Annotated in this window: 19 protein-coding genes; 11 read left to right on the top strand and 8 right to left on the bottom strand. The window is 62.4% G+C overall.

Going from position 1 to position 21409, the window contains the following annotated elements; translation table 11 throughout:
* The first annotated feature begins 16 nt into the window (after window positions 1–16).
* The 4 genes from J3P94_RS15815 to J3P94_RS15800 are packed head-to-tail and all read left to right on the top strand — an operon-like array spanning window position 17 to window position 4048.
* Window positions 17–823 carry an ABC transporter substrate-binding protein gene (locus J3P94_RS15815; protein WP_434568723.1) on the top strand — a complete coding sequence of 269 codons (807 nt, stop codon included), beginning with the start codon at window positions 17–19 and terminating at the stop codon, window positions 821–823.
* 12 nt (window positions 824–835) lie between these two features.
* On the top strand, window positions 836–1612 hold the full coding sequence (locus J3P94_RS15810; protein WP_434568722.1) for an amino acid ABC transporter permease: 777 nt from the start codon (window positions 836–838) through the stop codon (window positions 1610–1612).
* A gap of 2 nt (window positions 1613–1614) precedes the next feature.
* On the top strand, window positions 1615–2394 hold the full coding sequence (locus tag J3P94_RS15805; protein WP_434568721.1) for an amino acid ABC transporter ATP-binding protein: 780 nt from the start codon (window positions 1615–1617) through the stop codon (window positions 2392–2394).
* 43 nt (window positions 2395–2437) lie between these two features.
* On the top strand, window positions 2438–4048 hold the full coding sequence (locus tag J3P94_RS15800) for a gamma-glutamyltransferase family protein (protein WP_434568720.1): 1611 nt from the start codon (window positions 2438–2440) through the stop codon (window positions 4046–4048).
* 15 nt (window positions 4049–4063) lie between these two features.
* Here the strand turns inward: J3P94_RS15800 and J3P94_RS15795 are convergent, their stop codons facing one another.
* Complete coding sequence (locus J3P94_RS15795; RefSeq protein ID WP_434568719.1) at window positions 4064–4942, bottom strand: LysR substrate-binding domain-containing protein; 879 nt, start codon at window positions 4940–4942, stop codon at window positions 4064–4066.
* A gap of 118 nt (window positions 4943–5060) precedes the next feature.
* On the opposite strand from J3P94_RS15795, the gene J3P94_RS15790 reads away from it, so the two are divergent.
* A complete protein-coding gene (locus tag J3P94_RS15790) occupies window positions 5061–5486 on the top strand; it encodes a VOC family protein (RefSeq protein WP_434568718.1) in 426 nt (141 codons plus the stop codon).
* A 299-nt stretch (window positions 5487–5785) separates the two neighbouring features.
* On the opposite strand, the gene kdgR is transcribed toward J3P94_RS15790, so the two are convergent.
* Entirely contained in the window at window positions 5786–6568 is a 783-nt protein-coding gene (gene kdgR, locus J3P94_RS15785) for a DNA-binding transcriptional regulator KdgR (RefSeq protein WP_434568717.1), read from the bottom strand.
* A gap of 152 nt (window positions 6569–6720) precedes the next feature.
* Between kdgR and J3P94_RS15780 the strand changes: the two genes are divergently transcribed.
* The 6 genes from J3P94_RS15780 (at window position 6721) to uxuA (ending at window position 14069) form a co-directional block, all read left to right on the top strand.
* Window positions 6721–7722 carry a sugar kinase gene (locus J3P94_RS15780; RefSeq protein WP_434574197.1) on the top strand — a complete coding sequence of 334 codons (1002 nt, stop codon included), beginning with the start codon at window positions 6721–6723 and terminating at the stop codon, window positions 7720–7722.
* 3 nt (window positions 7723–7725) lie between these two features.
* The gene (gene manD, locus J3P94_RS15775; RefSeq protein WP_305495029.1) at window positions 7726–8937 is read left to right on the top strand and encodes a D-mannonate dehydratase ManD; all 1212 of its coding nucleotides are present in this window, start codon (window positions 7726–7728) and stop codon (window positions 8935–8937) included.
* Between the two features lie 55 nt (window positions 8938–8992).
* Window positions 8993–10024, top strand: a complete 1032-nt coding sequence (locus J3P94_RS15770; protein WP_434568716.1) for a Zn-dependent oxidoreductase — start codon at window positions 8993–8995, stop codon at window positions 10022–10024.
* Between the two features lie 78 nt (window positions 10025–10102).
* Entirely contained in the window at window positions 10103–11395 is a 1293-nt protein-coding gene (locus J3P94_RS15765; protein ID WP_434568715.1) for an MFS transporter, read from the top strand.
* 12 nt (window positions 11396–11407) lie between these two features.
* Complete coding sequence (locus tag J3P94_RS15760; RefSeq protein WP_434568714.1) at window positions 11408–12865, top strand: mannitol dehydrogenase family protein; 1458 nt, start codon at window positions 11408–11410, stop codon at window positions 12863–12865.
* Between the two features lie 16 nt (window positions 12866–12881).
* Window positions 12882–14069: a mannonate dehydratase gene (gene uxuA, locus J3P94_RS15755; RefSeq protein ID WP_434568713.1), complete on the top strand. Its 1188-nt coding sequence runs from the start codon at window positions 12882–12884 to the stop codon at window positions 14067–14069.
* A gap of 598 nt (window positions 14070–14667) precedes the next feature.
* Here the strand turns inward: uxuA and J3P94_RS15750 are convergent.
* The 6 genes from J3P94_RS15750 to J3P94_RS15725 form a co-directional block, all read right to left on the bottom strand.
* Window positions 14668–15381 carry a FadR/GntR family transcriptional regulator gene (locus J3P94_RS15750; protein ID WP_434568712.1) on the bottom strand — a complete coding sequence of 238 codons (714 nt, stop codon included), beginning with the start codon at window positions 15379–15381 and terminating at the stop codon, window positions 14668–14670.
* 82 nt (window positions 15382–15463) lie between these two features.
* The gene (locus tag J3P94_RS15745) at window positions 15464–16993 is read right to left on the bottom strand and encodes a UxaA family hydrolase (protein ID WP_434568711.1); all 1530 of its coding nucleotides are present in this window, start codon (window positions 16991–16993) and stop codon (window positions 15464–15466) included.
* A gap of 17 nt (window positions 16994–17010) precedes the next feature.
* Entirely contained in the window at window positions 17011–18021 is a 1011-nt protein-coding gene (locus J3P94_RS15740; protein ID WP_434568710.1) for a zinc-binding alcohol dehydrogenase family protein, read from the bottom strand.
* A 369-nt stretch (window positions 18022–18390) separates the two neighbouring features.
* Window positions 18391–19347: a diguanylate cyclase gene (locus J3P94_RS15735; RefSeq protein WP_434568709.1), complete on the bottom strand. Its 957-nt coding sequence runs from the start codon at window positions 19345–19347 to the stop codon at window positions 18391–18393.
* Window positions 19348–19350: 3 nt separating this feature from the next.
* Window positions 19351–20310: a response regulator gene (locus tag J3P94_RS15730; protein WP_434574195.1), complete on the bottom strand. Its 960-nt coding sequence runs from the start codon at window positions 20308–20310 to the stop codon at window positions 19351–19353.
* Window positions 20311–20495: 185 nt separating this feature from the next.
* On the bottom strand, window positions 20496–21308 hold the full coding sequence (locus J3P94_RS15725) for a helix-turn-helix transcriptional regulator (RefSeq protein WP_434574193.1): 813 nt from the start codon (window positions 21306–21308) through the stop codon (window positions 20496–20498).
* Window positions 21309–21409 lie beyond the last annotated feature (101 nt).

Genomic DNA, 21409 nt, shown 5'->3' with positions numbered 1-21409 from the left:
ACTGGAGTGTCTGGTCATGCATAAGCCTCGCCTGTTGGTCGCCGCTTTATCCTTGGGTTTCTTCGCGCAATGGGCGGCGGCTGCGCCCGTTGTCCCGGAGCGTCTGCTCAAGGCCGATAAACTCGTCTACTGCTCGGGCATGGATTCGCCACCGCTGGTGTCCTTCGATGCGGCGCAAAAACCCAAGGGACTGACCGTGGACCTGGGGCTGGAAATCGCCAAGCGCCTGGGCGACAAGAAGGTCGAATGGCGGGTCATTCCCTTCTCGGGACTGCTCCCGGCGCTGCTGGCCCGGCAGTGCGACATGATCGTCGACCAGCTGTTCGACAAGCCCGAGCGCCGCGAGGTGATCGACATCGTCAACTACATGTACTCCAGCCAGGCGGTGGTGGTGCCCAAGGGCAACCCCAAGGGTCTCAAGACGCAGCAGAGTCTCTCCGGCCACAAGGTCGCGGTACTCAACGGTTCGACCATCAAGACCCTGCTCGACGCCGAGAACGAAACCCTGGCCAAGGCCGGCAAGCCGCCGATGAAGCTGGTGGTCTACAACTCCGACACCGATGCCTTCCAGGCCCTGCGCATCAGCCAGGTCGACGCCTACGGCACCACCGTGGAAACCGCCGGTTACTACGCCACCATGGCCCCCGACCTGTTCGAGGAAGGCGTGCCGGCCTTCAGCCGGATTCTCACCGGCCTGGGTATTCGCAAGGACGATCCGCAACTGACCGCCGCCGTGCAGCAGGTGATCGGCGATATGCGCAGCGATGGCAGCTACAGCCAACTGCTCGGCAAATGGCATGTCTCCAGTGACACCCTTGATTGAGGCGAACCGTCGATGAATTTCAATTGGGATGTGTTCTGGCAGTACCTGTTGCAGCCCAGTGAGGTGTACCTCACCGGGCTGTGGCTGACCTGCCTGATCAGCGTGCTGGCGATGCTGCTCGGCTGTGTCCTGGGGCTGGCGGCCGCGCTGCTGCGGTTGTCGAAGAACCCGTTGCTGCACCTGCCGGTGCGCTTCTACGTGTGGCTGATGCGCGGTACGCCATTGCTGGTGCAGATCGTCTTTCTCTACACCGCGCTGGCCGCTGGCGGGATTTTCCGCTTCGAAGACATCGACCTGTTTGGGCTGGTAATTCCCGGGAATATCCAGGCGGCGATCATCGCCCTGGGCCTCAACGAGGGCGCCTACATGGCCGAGATCATTCGCGCCGGCATCGGTGCGGTGGACAAGGGCCAATACGAGGCCGGACGTTCCCTGGGCATGACCTTCGCCAAGCTGATGCGTCGCATTGTCTTGCCCCAGGCGTTCCGGGTCATCGTTCCGCCGCTGGGCAACGAGTTCAACGTGATGCTCAAGAACACCACGCTGGTCAGCGTGATCGGCGTGCAGGAACTGCTGCTCAGTACCCAGATGGTCACGTCGGCGACGTTCCGGGTGTTCGAGCTGTACCTGGTGGTGGCGATCTATTTCCTGCTGCTGACCACCCTGTGGGGCTTTTTCCAGCGCTGGCTGGAGGGCCGTTTCGGCCAGTCGGACCGGCCGTCGTCACCGCCGCCGGCGTCGCTGCGGATGTTTGGTCGCAGCACCTTGAACCTGCTGAGGGCACGTTGACCATGGCGCACAAGAGTGAAGAGCTGATCATCGAGGCGCTGGACGTGCACAAGTCCTTCGGTGAGTTGCAGATTCTCAAGGGCATCTCACTGCAGGTGCGGCGCGGTGAAGTGGTGGTGCTGATCGGCGCGTCAGGCTCCGGCAAGACCACGTTCATCCGTTGCATCAATCTGCTGGAAGACATCCAGGGCGGACGCATTCGCGTCAATGGCCAGGCCATGGGTTACCGCGAGCGGGCCGACGGCAGCCTGGTGCGTGAGTCGGAGCGCAACATCGCCCGCCAGCGAAGGGACATTGGCATGGTGTTCCAGCGCTTCAATCTGTTCCCCCACATGACCGCCCTGGAGAACATCACCGAGGCGCCGATCCAGGTGCTCGGCGTGCCTCGCGCCGCTGCGCTGGAACAGGCTCGCGGCTTGCTGGAGCGGGTCGGCCTGGCGGACAAGGCTGATCACTACCCGTCGATGCTTTCCGGCGGTCAGCAGCAGCGGGTGGCGATTGCCCGCGCGCTGGCGATGAAACCCCAGGCCATGCTGTTCGACGAACCGACCAGCGCCCTCGACCCGGAAACCGTTGGCGAGGTCCTGCAGGTGATGAAGGAGTTGGCCGAGGAGGGCATGACCATGGTCGTGGTGACCCACGAGATGGGCTTTGCCCGCGAAGTGGCGGACCGCGTGGTGGTGCTCGATCAGGGCGAGCTCATCGAGCAAGGGCCGCCGGAGCAGATTTTCTGTCATCCCATCCACCCGCGCACCCGGGCGTTTCTCAGTCGCGTGCTGTGACCTTTCCCCGGCCATGAATTCCCCGTATTGAAGAGCCTTTGCCATGCTGAAATTTTCTGCCCACGAATACCCTTATCCGTCGCAGCGCCAGAGCGTTTTTGCCCGTCGTGGCATGGTCGCCGCGTCCCAGCCCCTGGCCGCCCAGGCGGGCATCGAGATCATGCAAAAAGGCGGCAACGCCATCGACGCCGCCATCGCCACGGCGGCGGCGCTGACGGTGGTGGAGCCCACCGGCTGCGGTATCGGCGGCGACGCCTTCGCGTTGGTCTGGTGCAAGGGCCAGTTGCATGGGCTCAACGGCAACGGCCATGCACCGGCGGCCTTGAGCATCGAGGCGGTCAGGGCGGCCGGCCATGAACAGATGCCGGTGTATGGCTGGACTCCCGTCACCGTTCCCGGTTGCCCGTCGGCTTGGGCCGAGCTGTCTCGGCGCTTCGGCAAGCTGCCTTTTGCCGAGTTGCTGCAACCGGCGATCAGCCTGGCGCGGGACGGTTTTGTAGTGTCGCCGGTGGTTGCCCATCAATGGCAGGTCGCGGTGAACGAGCTCACGCCCCATCGCGAACCGGTCCTGGAGGCCTGGTTCGATACCTTTCTCATCGAAGGTCGCGCGCCACGGGCCGGGGAGATTTTCCGCAACCCGGCCCAGGCCCGCACGCTCCAGGAATTGGCCGACACGTGCTGCGAAAGCCTCTATCGCGGCGCATTGGCCGAGCGCCTGGATGCCCATTCCCGAGCCAGCGGCGGCTACCTGCGTGCCTCGGACCTGAGGGATTATCACGCCCAGTGGGTCGACCCCATTCATGTCAATTACCGTGGCGTCGATGTCTGGGAGATCCCTCCGAGCGGGCAGGGCCTGGTGGCCTTGATGGCGTTGAAAATACTTGAAGGCTTCGACTTCGATCACCGTGACAGCCAACAGACCTGGCATCGCCAGTTGGAGGCGATGAAGCTCGCCTACAGCGACGGCCTGCACCACATCACCGACCCCCTGCACATGCGCGTGGCGGTGGCCGATTTGCTCAGTGATGACTACAGCGCCCGCCGTCGCGGACAGATCGGCGAGCAGGCCCAACCGCCGAAGCCCGGCGATCCCCACGCCAGCGGCACGGTGTACCTGGCGACCGCGGACGGCGAGGGCAATATGGTCTCGTTCATCCAGAGCAACTACCACGGGTTCGGCTCCGGCGTGGTGCTGCCCGACAGCGGAATCGCCCTGCAGAATCGCGGCCAGGAGTTCAGCCTCGATCCGGCCCATGCCAATTGCCTGGCCCCAGGCAAGAAGACCTTCCATACCATCATTCCCGGTTTTCTTACCCGCGATGGCGAGGCTCTCGGTCCTTTCGGCGTGATGGGCGGCTACATGCAACCCCAGGGACATGTGCAAATGGTCATGAACCTGGTGGATTTCGGCCTGAACCCGCAAGCGGCCCTGGATGCGCCGCGCTGGCAGTGGCTGGGCGAGATGAAAGTCGGCATCGAGCAGGGCGCTTCACGGGACCTGATCAATGCCCTGGCACGCCGCGGCCACGAGGTTCAGGTCGCCAGCGACCTGACCGATTACGGGCGCGGCCAGATCATCCTGCGCGATCCGGACACTGGCGTGTTGTGTGGCGGGACCGAACCGCGGGCGGATTCGCATATCGCGGTCTGGTAGCCGCTGCAGAGGGCGTTATCCAACCCCACCGCCGGCCTGCTCTTGAATCAGTTCGGCTAACGTCGCGACGGGGTCGGCAAGGCTCTGTCGCGATCGATGGATGAGGCCGATATCGCGGTGAAAGGTGTGCTGGCCCAAGTCGAGCGCCCGCACACCTTTCGGCCATGGCTGATGGGCCGATGTCTGCGGCACCAGGGCGACACCGACGCCTTTTTCCACCAGTTTGATGATCGCGTCCAGTTCATCCAGCTCGCACACTTCGCGCAAGGTGAAGTGCATCTGCCGCAGGAAACGGTCGACCTGCCTGCCACCGAAGGACGACCGGTCATAGCGGATGAAAGGTTGGCTGGACAGCAGCGTCGACCAGTCCTCGCCGAGCATTCCACGGGGGACGATCAACCGGTAGGGCTCAAGCGCCAGGGTCGTCCAGCGCAGGTCGCTTTGCAGCGAGAACGGCGGGCGGATCATCACCGCCAGATCGATTTCGCCGGCGTCCACCAGGTTGATCAGCTCGACCGACAGGCCCGGCACCACACGCGTGCGACATTGCGGACATTGCTGGTGGAACCTGGCGAGGGCGTCCGGCAGGTAGGAGCGCTGGACGGAGGCGATCGCGCCGATGTTCACGAGTACGCTGGGAGGAAGCCCGGGCGTCGTGGAGCCGAGATTCTCGTAAAGGCGAATCAGCTCCTGGGCTTGCAGGAGTATCTGCTGGCCCCGCTTGTTGAGGTGGGCCGAGCGTCCCTTGCGGTCGAACAGCTCGAAGCCCAGTTCGGCTTCCAGACGCTGGATCTGCGCGCTGACCGCCGCCTGGGTGAGGCCGATCCTGTGCCCGGCGGCGGCAAAGGTGCCTTCGCGCGCCACGGCGATGAGGGTCTTGAGTTCTTTGATCATTGATCAACATTAGTTGTGTTTCTAAGAAATTTATATTGATTTTTTTGTTGTGCGTGCGCGCCTAGGATGGGCTGCACGCGCCGTTGCGTCCCGATAGATAAACGTCCTTGGAGTCCCGATGAGCCTCTCACCTTTCCACCTTGCGATTCCGGTGTATGACCTGGCGGCAGCCCGCACTTTTTATGGACAAGTCTTTGGGTTGGAGGAGGGTCGTTCAAGCGAGCAGTGGGTCGATTTCAATTTCTATGGGCATCAACTGGTGATTCACGAGCATCCCAAGACCGCGTCCCAGGAAAGCGTGCACAGCAATGCAGTGGACGGCCACGACGTGCCGGTGCCGCACTTCGGCGTCGTGTTGGGCTGGGCGGAATGGGAAGCACTGGCCGAGCGATTGAAGTCGTTTGGTACCGAATTCGTGATCGAACCCTATATCCGCTTCAAGGGCCAGGTCGGCGAGCAGGCGACCATGTTCCTGTTCGATCCATGCGGCAATGCGCTGGAGTTCAAGGCGTTCAAGGACATGAGCCAGTTGTTCGCGAAATAACGGATGGGCGTTAAAGACTGTATAAGCAAGCTGAATGCAAGGCTGAACACTCACTATCCCTGTGGGAGCGAGCTTGCTCGCGAAAGCGGAGGGTCAGCTTGCAGTGATGTTGGCTGTGCTGACGTCTTCGCGAGCAGGCTCGCTCCCCCAGGTAATGCAGTTCATTTGAGAGCAACGACGGTCCTGTGGCGAGGGAGCTTGCTCCCGCTGGACTGCGCAGCAGGCCCAAAAAAAGGGGCCGTTTTGCGACCCAGCGGGAGCAAGCTCCCTCGCCACGGGTTTGTCGTCGGATCTAGCGCTCAACGTGCATGCCAACCCAACTGAGCTGAAATCTGCTGCGTCGCCTGCATCAGTTGCTTGACGTAGTCCTGCTTCAATTCTTCCCTGAAGCGAAAGCACGGGAATGAAACGCTCATCCCGCCGATCACATGGCCGAACCGGTCGCGGATCGGTGCCGCCAGGCAGCGCATGTTGTCTTCGAACTCTTCGTGGTCCTCGGCATAGCCCTGCTGGCGAACAATCTCCAACTCCTGCAGATACGCCTCGACACTGGTCAAGGTATTGGCCGTACGGCGCTCGAAGCTTTCCTGCGCGAGGTGCGCGAGCAGCTCTTCCTCTTCCAGCCACGCCATCAGCACCTTGCCGATGCCGGTGCAATACAACGGCGCCCGTCGGCCAATGCGCGAGTACATGCGCAGGTTGTACTTGGAGTCGATCTTGTGCACGTAGACGATGCTGCCTTCGTCAAGGATCCCCAGGTGCACGGTCTCGCCGGTCAGCTCGTTGATCCGGCGCATCCCCGGCTCCGCTTCGCGAACGATGTCCAGATGGGGCAGGGCCTGGGCGCCCAGTTCGAACAGCCGGACGCTGAGGCGATAACGGTCTTCGGCATCCTGCACCACATACCCGCGAGCCTTGAGTGACTGCAGGAAGCGATAAACCGTGGCTTTGGACATATCCAGTTTGGTGGCGATTTCCGACACGCCGCTTTCTTCCGGATGCTCGGCCAGGGCTTCGAGCACGGCCATGGTCCGGCCAACCGCCGACACCAGATCGTTGTTGGGAATGACGCTGTTGTCCATGAAGGCTCCAACGTGAAAGTAAAACCCAAGGATATACGCAAGCAGAACAAAACGCTGTTTCATTTTTGCTTGACGAGGCCGGAAATCTGACTAGACTCGGGCCTTGAGATAAAAATGAAACGCCGTTTTAAAAACAAGAAAGGCGCGTAATGATGGATTTGACACTCAACCATGGCCCGGACACCCGCTTCCCCCGACCGCTGAAGGTCGCGCTGGTGGGTGAGTGCATGATCGAGGTGCGCGGCGGGCCGGATGCCGAGATCACGCAGACCTTCGGTGGCGATACGCTTAACACCGCGGTCTACCTGGCCCGATTGAATCCACGTGGCGCCGTCGCCGTGGACTACATGACCGCGGTGGGCAACGACGCATTCAGCGCGGCCATGCGCCAGTCCTGGCTGGACGAAGGCATTGGCGATGCGCATGTCCGGGTGATCGAGGATGCGCTGCCGGGGTTGTACTTCATCCAGACCGATCCACACGGCGAGCGGCGGTTCCTCTACTGGCGCGGGGAAGCGGCGGCGCGGCGCATGTTCGAAGGCGCCGAGGCCGAGGCCATGCTCGCTGCGCTGGCCGATTACGACTATGCCTACCTGAGCGGCATCACCCTGGCGATCCTCCTGCCGGAGGGGCGCGAGCGCCTGATCCATGCCTTGCACCGGGCTCGCCGGGCGGGCACGCGCATTGTCTTCGACAACAATTACCGTCCCCACCTTTGGCCCGACCCCGAAACGGCCCGCCAGGCCTATCGCGATCTGCTGCACCTGAGCGACCTGGCGCTGGTGACTTGGGAAGATGACGCGAGCCTGTTCGGCTACCACGATCCTGATGCCTTGTTCAGCGCCTACGCCGAGGCGGGAGTCCGCGAAGTCGCCCTCAAGCGTGGCGCGGCCAGTTGCCTGATCCAGTGCCCCGCGGGGCGTTTCGAAGTGCCCGCGCAGACCGTCGCGCAGGTCGTCGACACCACCGCTGCCGGTGATTCGTTCAACGCTGCGTACCTGGCCTGCCATCTGCGCGGTGGTGATCCGCAGCAGGCCGCCCGCTGGGGCCATCGCCTGGCTGCCGAGGTCGTCCAGTACCGGGGCGCGCTGATTCCGCAGGCGGCCATGCCGAGCATGGGCACGTCCTCACTTCCTTTTGTCGAACAGGTCTGACTTATGAAAATCGTTGAAGCGCGTGTCATCGTTACCTGCCCGGGGCGCAACCTGGTCACGTTGAAGATTGTCACCGACGAAGGCATCTACGGCATCGGCGATGCCACGTTGAATGGCCGCGAACTGGCCGTCGTCGCGTATCTGGAAGAGCACGTTCTTCCGGCGTTGATCGGCCGCGATGCCCATCGCATCGAGGACATCTGGCAGTACCTCTATCGCGGCGCTTACTGGCGTCGGGGGCCGGTGACCATGACGGCCATCGCCGCCGTCGACGTGGCGCTCTGGGACATCAAGGCCAAGGCCGCGAACATGCCACTGTACCAATTGCTCGGCGGTAAGAGCCGTGAGCGGGTGATGGTCTACGGGCACGCCACCGGCAAGGACATCGAAGGCTGCCTGGACGAAGTCGCCCGTCACGTCGAGCTGGGCTACAAGGCCGTGCGGGTGCAATGCGGAGTCCCGGGCATTGCCACGACGTACGGGGTCGCCAAACGCAGTGGCGAGCGTTATGAACCGGCCGACAGCGACCTCCCCGCGGAACACGTCTGGGACACCGCGAAATACCTCAACTATGTACCCAAGCTGTTCGCCGCCGTGCGCGAGCGTTTTGGCGATGACCTGCACATTCTCCACGACGTGCATCATCGCCTGACGCCCATCGAGGCCGGGCGCCTGGGCAAGGCCGTGGAACCGTACAACCTGTTCTGGCTGGAAGACTGCACGCCGGCGGAAAACCAGCAGAGCTTCCGCCTGATCCGCCAGCACACCACCACGCCGCTGGCGGTGGGCGAGGTGTTCAACTCGATCCATGACTGCCGCGAGCTGATCCAGGAACAGTTGATCGACTACATCCGCACGACGCTGGTGCATGCCGGCGGCATTACCCACGTGCGGCGAATTGCCGATTTCGCCGCGCTGTTCCAGGTGCGTACCGGTTTTCACGGGGCCACCGACCTGTCACCGGTGTGCATGGGCGCGGCCCTGCATTTCGATACGTGGGTGCCGAACTTCGGCATCCAGGAACACATGCCTCACGAAGACCGCATCGATGAGGTCTTCCCTCATGCGTATCGCTTCGAGGACGGCCATTTCACCCCGGGCGAAACGCCAGGGCATGGCGTCGATATCGATGAAGAGCTTGCCCGCCAATACCCCTACAAACGCGCCAGCTTGCCGGTCAACCGTCTTGAAGACGGCACGCTGTGGCATTGGTGAAACGGTTTCAACCCATTCAAGGAAACGGGACGAATGTCCCGCCAGGAGTCTTCCGATGAAAGCGTTCCAGGTAAGAGCACCCTTCGAGTTCGGCCTGGCCCAGGTCGACCGCCCCGAGGTCGCTCGTGGCGAGGTGCTGGTCGATGTGGCGTATGCCGGCATCTGTGGCTCGGACATGCACATCATTCACGGGCAGAACGCATTCGTGCGTTTCCCCAGGGTCACCGGCCATGAATTCTCCGGCGTGATCCGGCAGGTCGGTGAAGGTGTCGAGCACCTCCAGACAGGCGACCGGGTTTGCATCGATCCGGTGATCAGTTGCGGCACCTGTTATCCCTGCCGCATTGGGCGGCCGAACGTCTGTACGCGGCTGCAAGTGATCGGCGTGCACCGTGACGGCGGCTTCAGCGAGCAGGTCTGCGTCCCGGCCGAGAACGCTCACCGCTTGCCCGATTTGATGTCCCTCAGCCACGGCGCCCTGGTGGAGCCTTATTCCATTGCCCTGAACGTGCTCGATCGGATGCAGCCGCAGCCGGGTGACAGCGTGTTGATCTACGGCGCCGGGGTGATCGGCCTGACCCTGGTGCAAATGGCCCGGGCGCTGGGAATGACCGACATCACCGTGACCGATGTCATTGACAGCCGCCTGGAGACAGCGCGTGCGCTGGGCGCCAGTCGGACCCTCAACGGCCAGCAAGTCGATGTCGAAGCGCTGATGCGTGAGCACACCCAGGGCGAGGGCGTGCCGTTGATCGTCGATGCTGCCTGCATTCCGGCGCTGATGCCGCAGATGGTGCGCCTGGCCTCGCCGGCCGGGCGCATCGGATTGCTCGGCTTCAATGCCACGCCCAGCGATCTGGTGCAGTTGGAAATGATCAAGAAGGAATTGACCCTGGTCGGTTCCAGGCTCAACAACCGCAAGTTCCCCCGGGTGATCGAACTGATCGCCAGCGGCAAATTGCAGGTCCAGGACCTGATCAGCCATCGCGTCAGCTTCGATGAAATGCCCGGCGCCATCGACCTGATCGAGAAGCACCCCGAGCAAACCCGAAAAGTCCTGGTGGAGCTGACGAGCGCCCTTCACTGAGCCGTCTGCATCACCGGTTTCATCGTGCCTGTCATGGGCACCCTCACCGAATAAACACAACAAGCGGGAGGTTCCACCATGTTTGGTCAAGGACGTAGCTTAATCATCATCATGCTGTTCCTGGCCGGGGTGATCAATTACCTCGACCGGTCGGCATTGTCTGTGGCGGCGCCGTTCATCCAGAAGGACTACGGTCTGAGTACGGGTGAGATGGGCATGATCTTCAGCAGCTTTTTCGTCGGTTATGCCGCCTTCAACTTCATCGGTGGCTGGGCCGCCGACCGTTATGGCGCGAAGACCACGTTGCTGCTGGCCATGGTCCTGTGGTCGTTGTTCAGCGGCCTCACGGTGCTGACGGTGGGCTTCGCGTCGCTGGTGCTCATCCGGATCCTGTTCGGCATGGGCGAAGGTCCGCTGAGCGTCACTACCAGCAAGATGGTGAACAACTGGTACACCCCCAAGCGCCGGGCGCGAGCCCTCGGCGCCTCGATGTCCGGCACGCCGCTGGGCGGGGCGATTTCCGGTCCGGTGGTGGGCTTCATTGCGGTCACCTACGGCTGGAAGGTGTCGTTCATCATCATCATGCTGGTTGGCCTGATCTGGGCGGCAATCTGGTACAAGTTCGTCAAGGAAAAGCCCGAGGGCGAGGGCGCCGAGGATATCCTGCGGGCGGAGGGGCAGAGCGAGCTGGCGTCGCAACCGGTATTCCCGCTGCGGTTCTACCTCAAGCAGCCGACGGTGCTGTTCACCTCCCTGGCGTTCTTTTCCTATAACTACACGCTGTTCTTCTTCCTGACCTGGTTCCCCAGTTATCTCACCATGGCCCACGGCCTGAACGTCAAGGACATGAGCATCGCCACGGTCATCCCCTGGCTGCTGGGGTTCCTGGGTCTGGCATTGGGTGGGTTCATTTCCGACTTCGTGTTCAAGAAGACCGGGCGGATCATGTTCTCGCGCAAAGTCGTGCTGGTGACTTGCCTGTTGGCCTGCGCCGGTTGCATCGGCGTCGCCGGGGTGGTGAAGACGCTATATCCGGCCGTCATCCTGGTGGCGCTGGCGGTGTTTTTCCTCTACCTCACCGGCGCGATCTATTGGGCGATCATCCAGGATACGGTGCCTGCGGCGCGTGTCGGCGGCGTCAGTGGTTTCATGCATTTCCTGGCCAACACCTCGGGCATCATCGGGCCGACCCTGACCGGGTTCATCGTCCAGTTCACCGGCTCGTTCACCAGCGCGTTCCTGCTGGCGGGCCTGCTGACTATCATCGGTGCGCTGTGCGTGGCGCGTTACGTCAAGCCGCTGGCGGTGGCAGGTGTCGCGCCGCAGGCCGATGCAGGCGTCCAGCCGCGTCCAGCCCTCGACCATCCCTGAAGGAGGATAGCCATGTCGCTCAACCAACGCGTTCCCGCCACCGGCCAGGCCCGCGAGATCGGCATCGTGCACCTGGGCCTGGGGGCCTTCCACCGGGCGCATCAGGCGGTGTACCTGCAACGCAATCTCAATCGCCACGGCGACAGCGACTGGGGCTTGTGCAGCGCCAACCTGCGCTCCAATCAAGCCTTGGTCGAGCAATTGCGCGAGCAGGACGGTCGTTACCATGTGGCGGAATATCGTGACCGCGAGCAGGTGACGCTGCGGGAAATCGGGGTATTGCGCGAGGCCTTGTATGCGGGCGAGGGCGGTCAGGAGCTGGAGCAGTTGTTGCAACGCATGGCCGCGCCGCAGACGCGGATCGTCACGCTCACCGTCACTGAAAAAGGCTACTGCCTGAGCCCTTCTTCAGGGCAGTTGCGCCGTGAGGATCCGACAATTGCCCATGACATCGCCCATCCGCAGGCGCCGCGCTCGGCGCCCGGCATCGTCCTGGAAGCCCTGCGCCGTCGTCGCGCCGCGGGCGTCCCGGCGTTTACCGTGTTGTGCTGTGACAACATGCCCGACAACGGCCAGCGCACCCGCCAGGCGGTAAGCGCATTGGCGGCGTTGCAGGATCAGGCGCTGGCGCAGTGGATCGAGCAACAGGTGGCGTTTCCCAGTTGCATGGTCGACCGCATCGTGCCGGCCATGGACGAGGAGTCCTTCGCCCGGCTGGCGCAACAATTGGACTGCCACGACCGCGCCGCCGTGGTCTGTGAAAGCTTCAGCCAGTGGGTGATCGAGGATCACTTTCCCCTTGGCCGACCGGACTGGGAAGCCGAAGGCGTGCAGATGGTCGACGATGTGCGCCCGTTCGAAACCATGAAATTGCGCATGCTCAACGGCAGCCATTCGTTGCTGGCCTATGTGGGGCTGCTGGCCGGGCATGAGTCAGTCTTCGAGGCCGTCAGCGATGTAAGGCTGGCGCATTTCATCGAGCGCTACATGACCGAGGAAGCTGCGCCCACGCTGGACATGCCGGCAGGAATCGACCTGTTGGTTTACGGTCGCGACCTGCTGGCGCGCTTCGCCAACGACAGCCTGCAACACCGCTTGCGCCAGATTGCCATGGACGGTTCGCAAAAATTGCCGCAGCGCTGGTTGCTCGGCGCAGAGCAATTGCTCGACCAAGGGCGCGGCATCGACTGCACCGCGCTGGGAATTGCCGCCTGGATTCATTACTGCACGCAGCCGTTGCCCGGTCGACCGGCGCATGTGGTTGACGACCCGCTGAGCGCAACCTTTGCCGACGTTGCGGGACGCTTCGACGGCGCATCGCGGGTCGATGCTTTTCTCGACCTTGGAGAAGTCTTCCCGCCGGCGCTGTCGGCTCGCGCCGTATTTCGCGATGCGGTGCACCGTGCCTACGCCGCCTTGACCCGCGATGGCGTGAACAGCCTGTTGCACACCTTTGCCGCACCCAACTGATAACAAGGAGAAGAACATGGAACAGACATGGCGTTGGTTTGGCCCCAAAGATCCGATTTCCCTGGCGGACGTTCGCCAGACCGGTGCGACCGGCATCGTCACCGCATTGCACGAGATTCCCAATGGCCAGGTCTGGCCGGTGGACGCCATCGCGGCGCGCAAGGCGCTGATCGAAGCGGCCGGCTTGACCTGGTCGGTGGTGGAAAGCATTCCGGTGCACGAAGACATCAAGCGCGGCTGCGGACGTCGTGACGAGTACATCGCCAACTACCAGCAAAGCGTGCGTAACCTGGCGAGCTGCGGCATCGATATCGTCTGCTACAACTTCATGCCGGTGCTGGACTGGACCCGCACCGACCTGACGTATGAATTGGCGGATGGCGGTTGGGCCTTGCGCTTCGACCAGACTGCGTTCGCCGCCTTCGACCTGTTCATCCTCCAGCGGCCGGGAGCGCAGGACGAGTACAGCGCCGCGGATATCCAGCAGGCCAAGGCCTATTTCGAACAACTGTCGCCGGCCGGGCGCGAAGCTTTGGTCGATACCCTGATCGCGGGATTGCCCGGCGCCGAAGAACACTACAGCCTGGACAAATTCCGCGAGTTGCTGCGTACCTACGCCGACATCGACGAGGCCAGGTTGCGTGAGCACCTGGGGTATTTTTTGCGCGCGGTCATTCCGGTTGCGGAGGAGGTGGGCGTGCGCATGGCGATCCACCCGGACGACCCGCCCCGGGCATTGCTTGGGCTGCCGCGCATCCTTTCTACCGCCGAAGACGCTCAATGGTTGCTGGACGCCGCGCCAAGCCCGGCCAATGGCCTGACATTCTGTACCGGCTCCTATGGCGTGCGCGAGGACAACGACCTGGTGGCGATGGCCAGGCACTTTGCGCCGTTCATCTACTTCACTCACCTGCGTTCGACCCGTCGGGAAGCCGATCCACGCAGCTTTCATGAAGCTCATCACCTGGCTGGGGACGTCGATATGGTCGGGGTCATCAGTGCCCTGGTGGCCGAAGAGCGCCGGCGCGAGCGCGAAGGCGGCCCGCGCTTGCCGCTGCGTCCAGATCATGGGCATCAGTTGCTCGACGACCAGCATCGCAAGAGCAATCCCGGCTACTCCCTGATCGGCCGCCTCAAGGGCCTGGCAGAAATCCGCGGCGTGGAACTGGCCGTGCGCCGACAACTGGACCAAACAGCACACTAAATCCCGAGCAACACTCCGTGGCGAGGGAGCTTGCTCCCGCTGGGCTGCGCAGCAGGCCCTGGAACAGGCACCTCGGTGCATCAGGCAAATCGCGTTCAATCGGATTGGGGGCGCTGCGCACCCCAGCGGGAGCAAGCTCCCTCGCCACAAAAGCGGGTACCGGTAAGGAAACGAGGCAGGAGTGCAGGCGCGTCGGTGCATCCCATACCCAACTGCCTACACGAACCCGTGGCGAGGGAGCTTGCTCCCGTTGGGCTGCGCAGCAGGCCCTGGAACAGGCACCTCGGTGCATCAGGCAAATCGCGTTCAATCGGATTGGGGGCGCTGCGCACCCCAGCGGGGATAAATCCCCTCGCCACAAAAGCGGGTACCGGTAGGGAAACGAGGCAGGAGTGCAGACGCGTCGGTGCATACCATACCCAACTGCCTACACGAACCCGTGGCGAGGGAGCTTGCTCCCGCTGGGCTGCGCAGCAGCCCTGAAACAGACACCTCGGTGCATCAGGCGAATTGCGAACCGGATTGGGGGCGCTGCGCACCCCAGCGGGAGCAAGCTCCCTCGCCACGGGTCTGTGTTCAGAGGATTGAATGGGTGGGGCTATTCGGCGGGGGCTTCAGGTTCGAGCGCCCGCAGCCAGCGGTTTTCCGAGCGGCTCAGGTGCTGGCGCATCGAGGTTTGTGCTCCGAGCACGTCCTTGGTGGACACGGCGTGCAGGATTGCTTCATGTTCGACGACTGCCGCCTCCCACGTCAGTGCGTTCTCCGCGTGTTTGCTCAGGTGCGCCGAAATCGGATTGTGACGTTCATCGAACAGGGCGGTGATGATCCGCACCAGGGCGGAGTTGCCGCTCATTTTCGCCAGGCGCTGATGAAATCTGCGGTCATCCTCCAACGGCGGCAGACCACTGGCGATGCTCGCGCGCATCGCATCGATGCATTCCTGCAGGTAGCGGTAGTCGCTTTTCTTGCCATGCAGACACGCCAGGATCACCGACTCGCCCTCGATCAAGGCACGAGCCTGCATGAGTTCCGAGGGACTCTCGCCCAAGGTCATGCTCGGTTTTTTTGCATCGCCGGACCTAGCCCGTACGTACACGCCGGAGCCCATCTTGATCTCGATGTCGCCGTCGATTTCCAAGGCGATCAGCGCCTCGCGAAGGGACGGCCTGGAAACCCCGAGAAGCTGGGTCAAATCGCGCTCGGGGGGAAGTCTTGCGCCCGTCTTGAATTCCCCCTCGGCAATGTAGTTGCGCAGTTGATCAGCGATTTTCTGGTACGGCTTGCGTTCGGTGGCGTTGATCGGTGAGACCATGGGTGGGCGTCCATCTGAGAGTCCGCAAAGGCTACCATAGCCGCTTGATCGTGTTCATTGATGTGGGAAAGAGTGCAACGACTCACATCACCGCACCGATCTGCCAGGGCAGGAATTCGTTATCGCCCAGGCCGTTTTCCTCGCTGCGGGTGCGGCTTCCGGAGGCGGTCTGCAGCATCAACTGGAACAACCGTTCACCGGCCTCGGCCACCGACTCCACACCGTCGACAATGCCACCGGCGTTGAAGTCCATGTCCAGCTCCATGTGCTGGAACAGGCGGGTGTTGGTGGCGATCTTCAGGGAGGGCGTGGGCTTGCAGCCGTAGGTCGAGCCGCGACCCGTGGTGAAGCAGATGAGATTGGCGCCGCCCGCCACCTGGCCGGTCGCGGACACCGGGTCGTAGCCGGGGGTGTCCATGAACACCAGGCCCCGGGTATCGATTTTTTCAGCGTAGTGATAGACCCCCATCAGCCCGGTCGAGCCGGCTTTTGCCACCGCGCCCAGGGATTTTTCCAGAATGGTGGTAATGCCTCCGGCCTTGTTGCCCGGTGACGGGTTGTTGTTCATGTCGCCGTCGTTGTGTTGCACATAGGTTTCCCACCAATGGATGCGCTCCATCAGTTTCGCCGCGATGTCGGCGGACGCGGCGCGGGCTGTCAGCAGGTGTTCAGCGCCGTAGATCTCCGGGGTTTCCGAAAGGATCGCGGTGCCGCCCTGTTGCACCAGCAGGTCCACGGCCGCGCCGAGCGCCGGGTTGGCTGTGATGCCTGAGTAGCCATCCGAACCGCCACATTGCAGACCGACGCACAGGTGGCTGGCGGCTACGGTCGTGCGCCGACATTGGTTGACGATGGGCAGCATCGTCTCAATAGCGGCAATACCCCGTTGCACGGCTTCTCGGGTGCCGCCTTCGTCCTGAATGATCAGGCTGGCCTTGAGTGCAGCGCGGCGATCACCCAGTTCATCCATGAGCGGGGTGAGTTGGTTGACCTCGCAACCGAGGCCGATCAACAGCACCCCGGCGAAATTGGCGTGATCGGCATACCCACGCAAGGTGCGCTTGAGGATGTCGATGCCTTCACCCTTGGCGCCCATGCCACAGCCACTGCCATGGGTGATTGCGACGACGCCGTCGACGTTGGGGAAACCTTTCAGCCGCTCGGATGAAAAGGTCTTCGCGATGTGCTTGCAGACGGTCGCCGAGCAGTTGACGCTGGCAATCACGCCAATGTAGTTGCGCGTGCCGACGCGTTCATCGTCACGCAGATAACCTTCGAACGTAGCGCGGTGACTGCTCGGCAATGTCGGCACATAGACGTGGCGCACGCTGTGTTCGGCATTGGTCGCAGACATGTCCAGATTGTGCACGTGGACGTGATCGCCGGGCTCTATGTCTCGGGTTGCCTGGCCGATAGTCTGTCCGTATTTGAGTACCCGATGGCCGGCCGACACCGGGCGCAGGGCGATCTTGTGACCGGATGGAATCGGTAGTCGGGCGGTCAGCGTGATGCCATCGGCGTTGAGGCTTTGACCTTCGGGAATGTCGCCCCGGGCTACGGCAACATCGTCACCGGCGGCCAGGACAAGCAAGGTGGAAGCAGGCGGGTTCATACGGTGTCCTCCGTTGCCTAGCACTCGATGATTGCCTTGACCACTCCTTGGTTGGGGTCGAGCAATGTGGAGAAGGAACGGGCCACGTCGCTCAGCAGCAACCGATGGGTGTTCAGGGCTGCATCGGGAATCAAGCCCTCGCGCAAACATTGCTCGACGTACTGGAAATCTTCCCGGGTGGCGTTGCGGCTGCCCATCAGCGTAGCTTCGCGCTTGTGGAATTCAGGATCGGAAAAAGTAATCGAGTCTCGCACCACCGAGATCATCACGTAGGTGCCACCGTGGGCGATGAATTCGAATCCGCGCTCCATCGCACGGGCGTTGCCGGTGGCATCGAATACCACGTCGAAAAAATCGTCCCCGGTCAGTTCGGCCAAGGCCTGCTTGTCGCCTTCGCCGATGTGCACGGCCGCGTGGATATCCAGATGTTCCTTGCAGAACGCCAGGCGATCCTGGCGGGTATCCAGTACGGTGACTTTCGCCCCGCGCAGGCTCGCGAAGATCGCCGCCGCCATGCCGATCGGGCCGGTGCCGACCACCAGGGCGTGTGTGTCTGCCTGGACGTTCGAGCGACGTACGGCGTGGGCTCCGATGGAGAGAAATTCGATCATCGCCGCCTGGTCCAGGGAAACCCCCACGGCCTTGTGCACGAACTCCTGGGGAACGCTCAGGTATTGAGTGAAGGCGCCGTCGCAATGGACGCCCAGGACCTGGATGCGGGTGCAGCAGTTGGTCTTGCCTTGACGGCAGGCAACGCAAGTGCCGCAGGAGAGATAGGGCATCACGTAGACGACATCACCGACAGCCAGGTCGCTGGAAGCGTCGCTGGCTTCGACGATTCCGGAGAACTCATGACCCATGACGCGCGGGTATTCGAGGAAGGGCTGGTTGCCGCTGAAAATATGCAGATCGGTGCCGCAGACGCCGACACGCTTGACTCGAATCAGGACCTCTCGCGGTTTCCTGACGGGCATTTCACGTTCGATGGCGGTTAGCGAGCCGGGTTCGTTACAGATGACAGTCAGCATGTTGATGCTCCTTGGCTGGCGCGCAGGCGGTGGATGGCTGCACGCGGTAGGAGGGGAGTGAGCGCACGGCTGCCGGGACCGGGACGCTCTTTCTTGTTGTAGGCGCAGTGAGCTGCGCCGCTGATGTTGGCTCGAAACTACACGGCGGAAAAAATATTGGCAAGACCAATTAGATAAAAAGTAGATTGGACAGACCAATTTATGGCGAGCGCAAACTCCGAAACCACCGCAATTTCCTGTGGGAGCGAGCCTGCTCGCGATAGCAATCCATCAGCCAGAATAATGTTGAATGTGCCGCCGACTTCGCGAGCAGGCTCGCTCCCGCAATTTGATTGGGCAGGAATTTCCTGTGGAGGAAGGGGCGGTGGCTCAGTGGCCGTGAACCGTCACGCGATTGCGTCCGGTTTTTTTCGACGTGTACAACGCCTGGTCGGCCCTGGCGATCAGTTCGGCGTGGTCGTTGGCGGGCTGGCTCAGGTCGGCCACGCCCAGGCTGACGGTGAAACTTATGTCCTGACCGTTGTACTGCACCAGCGACTCTTCAACTGCCTTGCGCAGGCGCTCGGCGAAAATCTGCCCGCCGGCCGCGTCGGTGTCCGAAAGCACCACGCCGAACTCTTCGCCGCCGTAACGCCCGGCGACGTCGGATTCGCGCACATGCTCGTGCAACAGTCGGGCGACTTGCTCGATGACTTTGTCGCCGGCCTGGTGACCGTAGGTGTCGTTGACCCGCTTGAAGTGATCGATGTCGAGCATCACCAGGCTCAGCGCATTGCCGTAGCGTTGATGGCGGGCGTAGGCGGCTTTCAGGCTGGCTTCCCAATGACCACGGTTGTACAGGCCGGTCAGGCGATCGGTGCTGGACAGCAGTTGCAGCTGTGCGTTGGCGGCCTGGATCTGGTGGCGGTTGGTGGCGACGTCGGTGACGTCGTAGATCACCAGGCAGATATGATTGATCCGGTTGTCGGGCGAGCGCAGGGGCAGCAGCGTGGTGTTCTGGTACATGAACTCTTCCTGGCCGGTGATCGGCTGGTAGCTCTTGAACCGCATCAGGTACGGGCGCTGCTCCCAGACCGTGAATGCCGGCGTGCCGAGGGTCGCGACGCTCTCGACCTTGCGGCTGAACCAAGGGCGATCGATTTCAGGAAACAGGCTGAAGAAGTTGCGGTTCTGGGCATCCTTGGGCTGCACGCCGGAGCGGTTCTCCATGAAGGTGTTCCAGACCTGTACGCGGTATTCGCGGTCAAGTACCACCACGCCGACGTCGATGCTCTGAACGATGGCCAGCAACCAGTGAAATTCGTTCAGATCGATGGATTCGCTCATGGCTCAGTTCATCAGGTAGGCGAGTTTGTGGGTCAGCCGCTCGATGGAGTCTTCCGTGAACAGCAGCAACAGGTCGAAGCGGATATCCTGGCCTTCCAGGCCATAACTGATTTCCACCGCCAGGGTCTTTTTCCAGTGGACGCGGTTGGCGCGGATCAATTCCTCGATTGCTGCATGCTGGCCCAGGATCTGCGGATGCCCCTGGGAAAAGATCACGTCGATCTGTTCGGCGATGCTGCTCAGGCAAGCCCCGATCAGGATGCTGGAAAGGTCCACCAGCATCTCCAGGTCCGAATAGTCGGCGCTCTCGCGCTGCATCAGTTGCCCGATGTCGGCGATCTCCGAGTCATGGAATATCAGCAGTGCTTCGCCGGCGATGCCGCTGCCGATAAAGCCTTGGCAGATGGCCGTCAGTTGCTGGGAGCTGCCGACGTCGTTCAGCGCCATGTGCAGTTCCCCGACTTCGAGGATGTTCACGTTCGGCACCGGCAATTGCACGAAGACGCCCAGGACTTTGGCAATCAGCGCCGCGGCCTGGCCGATGGCAACGTTGACCGTCTCGCGGAACGCATCCTGGAAACTGATGGCCGCGTTCGGTACCGGTCGATTTTGCAGCGGAGCCTGGCCGGGTTGAGTCAGTAGACCCAGCCCGGTGAGTGTCTGGCGCAACTGGTTTTCGTCGAAAGGTTTTTTCAGGAACGCCAGCGCGCCCAGTTCATGCACCCGGCGTACCGCTTCGTCCTGGACGTCGCCGGAAATCACGATGACCTGCGCTTTCAAGCCCTCGGCGCGCAAGGCACTCAGGACCTGATAACCATCCATCTCCGGCATGGTCAGGTCGAGCAGCACCACGTGGCCAAGGCCCTGGCGTATGGCATCCATCGCCTGGCGACCGTTGACCGCCTCGGTGACTGAAACCGGCCAATCTTGCGGCAGCGCACGCAACACCTGCTTGCGCGCCATGGTGGAGTCGTCGCACACAACCAGGGGGATCAGCGACACAGGGGCACCCAACAAGACTTAACGGCGCAGATTCTTCGTACATCGATCATAGGCGGCAGCGGTCCTCTGATTCACGAATGGGGTGTATCCAGCACAACGTCCGGTGAGATGCTGTCCTTGAAAACTGGACCATTAAGTCAAGGACGTCAAATGCACTTCGTCATTTGACGCAATTGCGCCGGACTCACACCAAGGCGCTGCTTGAACGTCGTTGTCATGTGCGCTTGTGAGCTGAAACCGCAGGCGAGGGCGATTTCCGGCAGTGTGGCCGAGCAATCGCGTATCAGCGCCCGGGCCTTGGCGAGGCGTCGGTCGATGAGGTAGCCATGGGGGCTCTTGCCGGTCGCGGCCTTGAACGCACGCATGAAGTAGCCCTCGGACAGCCCCAGCAGCTGCGCCATCGCCGGTACGGCCAATGGCTGATCGAGGCCTGCGTCGATGAATTCATCCAGCAAGCGCATCCGGCTGTCGGTGAGGGAACCTTGGGGCCTTGCCGACTTGGAATTTTCCGCTGCCGCGCATTCGGCCAGTGCCAGGGCCCAAGCCTCCCAATCGTCGTCGATCGAGCCGTGCAGGAGCGCGCGACGCATGCGCTGCGCGAGCGCAATGGCCCGAGGGTCGATGCGATTGTTGAAGGGGTGATCGCCCTCAAGCACGAAACCATCGGTGCGTATCAGGCGCAGGTATTCGCCGCCATGAGGTGACTGCGAATACACGTCGCACTGGGCCGGGACGAACGCCAGCCCGTTGGGCAGCGCATTGAAGGGCTGCACCCGGTCGCTTCCGATCGCATGCAAGCCGCGCTGGCTGTCGAACGCAAAACCGATCGCCGACTGGCTCGCGATGTAGCGCGCTGCATAGGCGCAGCCGGGGAGCAATTCGATCGCCCACGGCCCTGCCTCGATGCGACGGGTCGATTCAGTCTTGCGCGGCGGCTGTGGGCGGTTGCGATGGCTCATGGTGTCCATAGTAGTGAACCAGCGCCGGAAAAGTCAGGTCGGTTTTTTGAAAGCCGGGGCTCGGCGCCCCTGGCTAGACTGGACGAAATTCCAGGAGGCCA

This window comes from Pseudomonas sp. Z3-8 (genome assembly GCF_051131975.1).
Lineage (GTDB): Bacteria > Pseudomonadota > Gammaproteobacteria > Pseudomonadales > Pseudomonadaceae > Aquipseudomonas.
The sequence above is the reverse complement of the archived record's forward strand: the minus strand, read 5'-3'. Positions and strand labels throughout refer to the sequence as shown.

Excerpts from the sequence above, each read along its gene's own strand:
- J3P94_RS15750 (WP_434568712.1), bottom strand. The coding sequence starts at position 15,381 with ATGGTCTCACCGATCAACGCCACCGAACGCAAGCCGTACCAGAAAATC.
- J3P94_RS15790 (WP_434568718.1), top strand. The coding sequence starts at position 5,061 with ATGAGCCTCTCACCTTTCCACCTTGCGATTCCGGTGTATGACCTGGCG.
- uxuA (WP_434568713.1), top strand. The coding sequence starts at position 12,882 with ATGGAACAGACATGGCGTTGGTTTGGCCCCAAAGATCCGATTTCCCTG.
- J3P94_RS15730 (WP_434574195.1), bottom strand. The coding sequence starts at position 20,310 with ATGGCGCGCAAGCAGGTGTTGCGTGCGCTGCCGCAAGATTGGCCGGTT.
- J3P94_RS15765 (WP_434568715.1), top strand. The coding sequence starts at position 10,103 with ATGTTTGGTCAAGGACGTAGCTTAATCATCATCATGCTGTTCCTGGCC.
- J3P94_RS15735 (WP_434568709.1), bottom strand. The coding sequence starts at position 19,347 with ATGAGCGAATCCATCGATCTGAACGAATTTCACTGGTTGCTGGCCATC.
- manD (WP_305495029.1), top strand. The coding sequence starts at position 7,726 with ATGAAAATCGTTGAAGCGCGTGTCATCGTTACCTGCCCGGGGCGCAAC.
- J3P94_RS15810 (WP_434568722.1), top strand. The coding sequence starts at position 836 with ATGAATTTCAATTGGGATGTGTTCTGGCAGTACCTGTTGCAGCCCAGT.
- kdgR (WP_434568717.1), bottom strand. The coding sequence starts at position 6,568 with ATGGACAACAGCGTCATTCCCAACAACGATCTGGTGTCGGCGGTTGGC.
- J3P94_RS15815 (WP_434568723.1), top strand. The coding sequence starts at position 17 with ATGCATAAGCCTCGCCTGTTGGTCGCCGCTTTATCCTTGGGTTTCTTC.
- J3P94_RS15740 (WP_434568710.1), bottom strand. The coding sequence starts at position 18,021 with ATGCTGACTGTCATCTGTAACGAACCCGGCTCGCTAACCGCCATCGAA.
- J3P94_RS15795 (WP_434568719.1), bottom strand. The coding sequence starts at position 4,942 with ATGATCAAAGAACTCAAGACCCTCATCGCCGTGGCGCGCGAAGGCACC.
- J3P94_RS15770 (WP_434568716.1), top strand. The coding sequence starts at position 8,993 with ATGAAAGCGTTCCAGGTAAGAGCACCCTTCGAGTTCGGCCTGGCCCAG.
- J3P94_RS15745 (WP_434568711.1), bottom strand. The coding sequence starts at position 16,993 with ATGAACCCGCCTGCTTCCACCTTGCTTGTCCTGGCCGCCGGTGACGAT.
- J3P94_RS15780 (WP_434574197.1), top strand. The coding sequence starts at position 6,721 with ATGGATTTGACACTCAACCATGGCCCGGACACCCGCTTCCCCCGACCG.
- J3P94_RS15805 (WP_434568721.1), top strand. The coding sequence starts at position 1,615 with ATGGCGCACAAGAGTGAAGAGCTGATCATCGAGGCGCTGGACGTGCAC.
- J3P94_RS15725 (WP_434574193.1), bottom strand. The coding sequence starts at position 21,308 with ATGAGCCATCGCAACCGCCCACAGCCGCCGCGCAAGACTGAATCGACC.
- J3P94_RS15760 (WP_434568714.1), top strand. The coding sequence starts at position 11,408 with ATGTCGCTCAACCAACGCGTTCCCGCCACCGGCCAGGCCCGCGAGATC.
- J3P94_RS15800 (WP_434568720.1), top strand. The coding sequence starts at position 2,438 with ATGCTGAAATTTTCTGCCCACGAATACCCTTATCCGTCGCAGCGCCAG.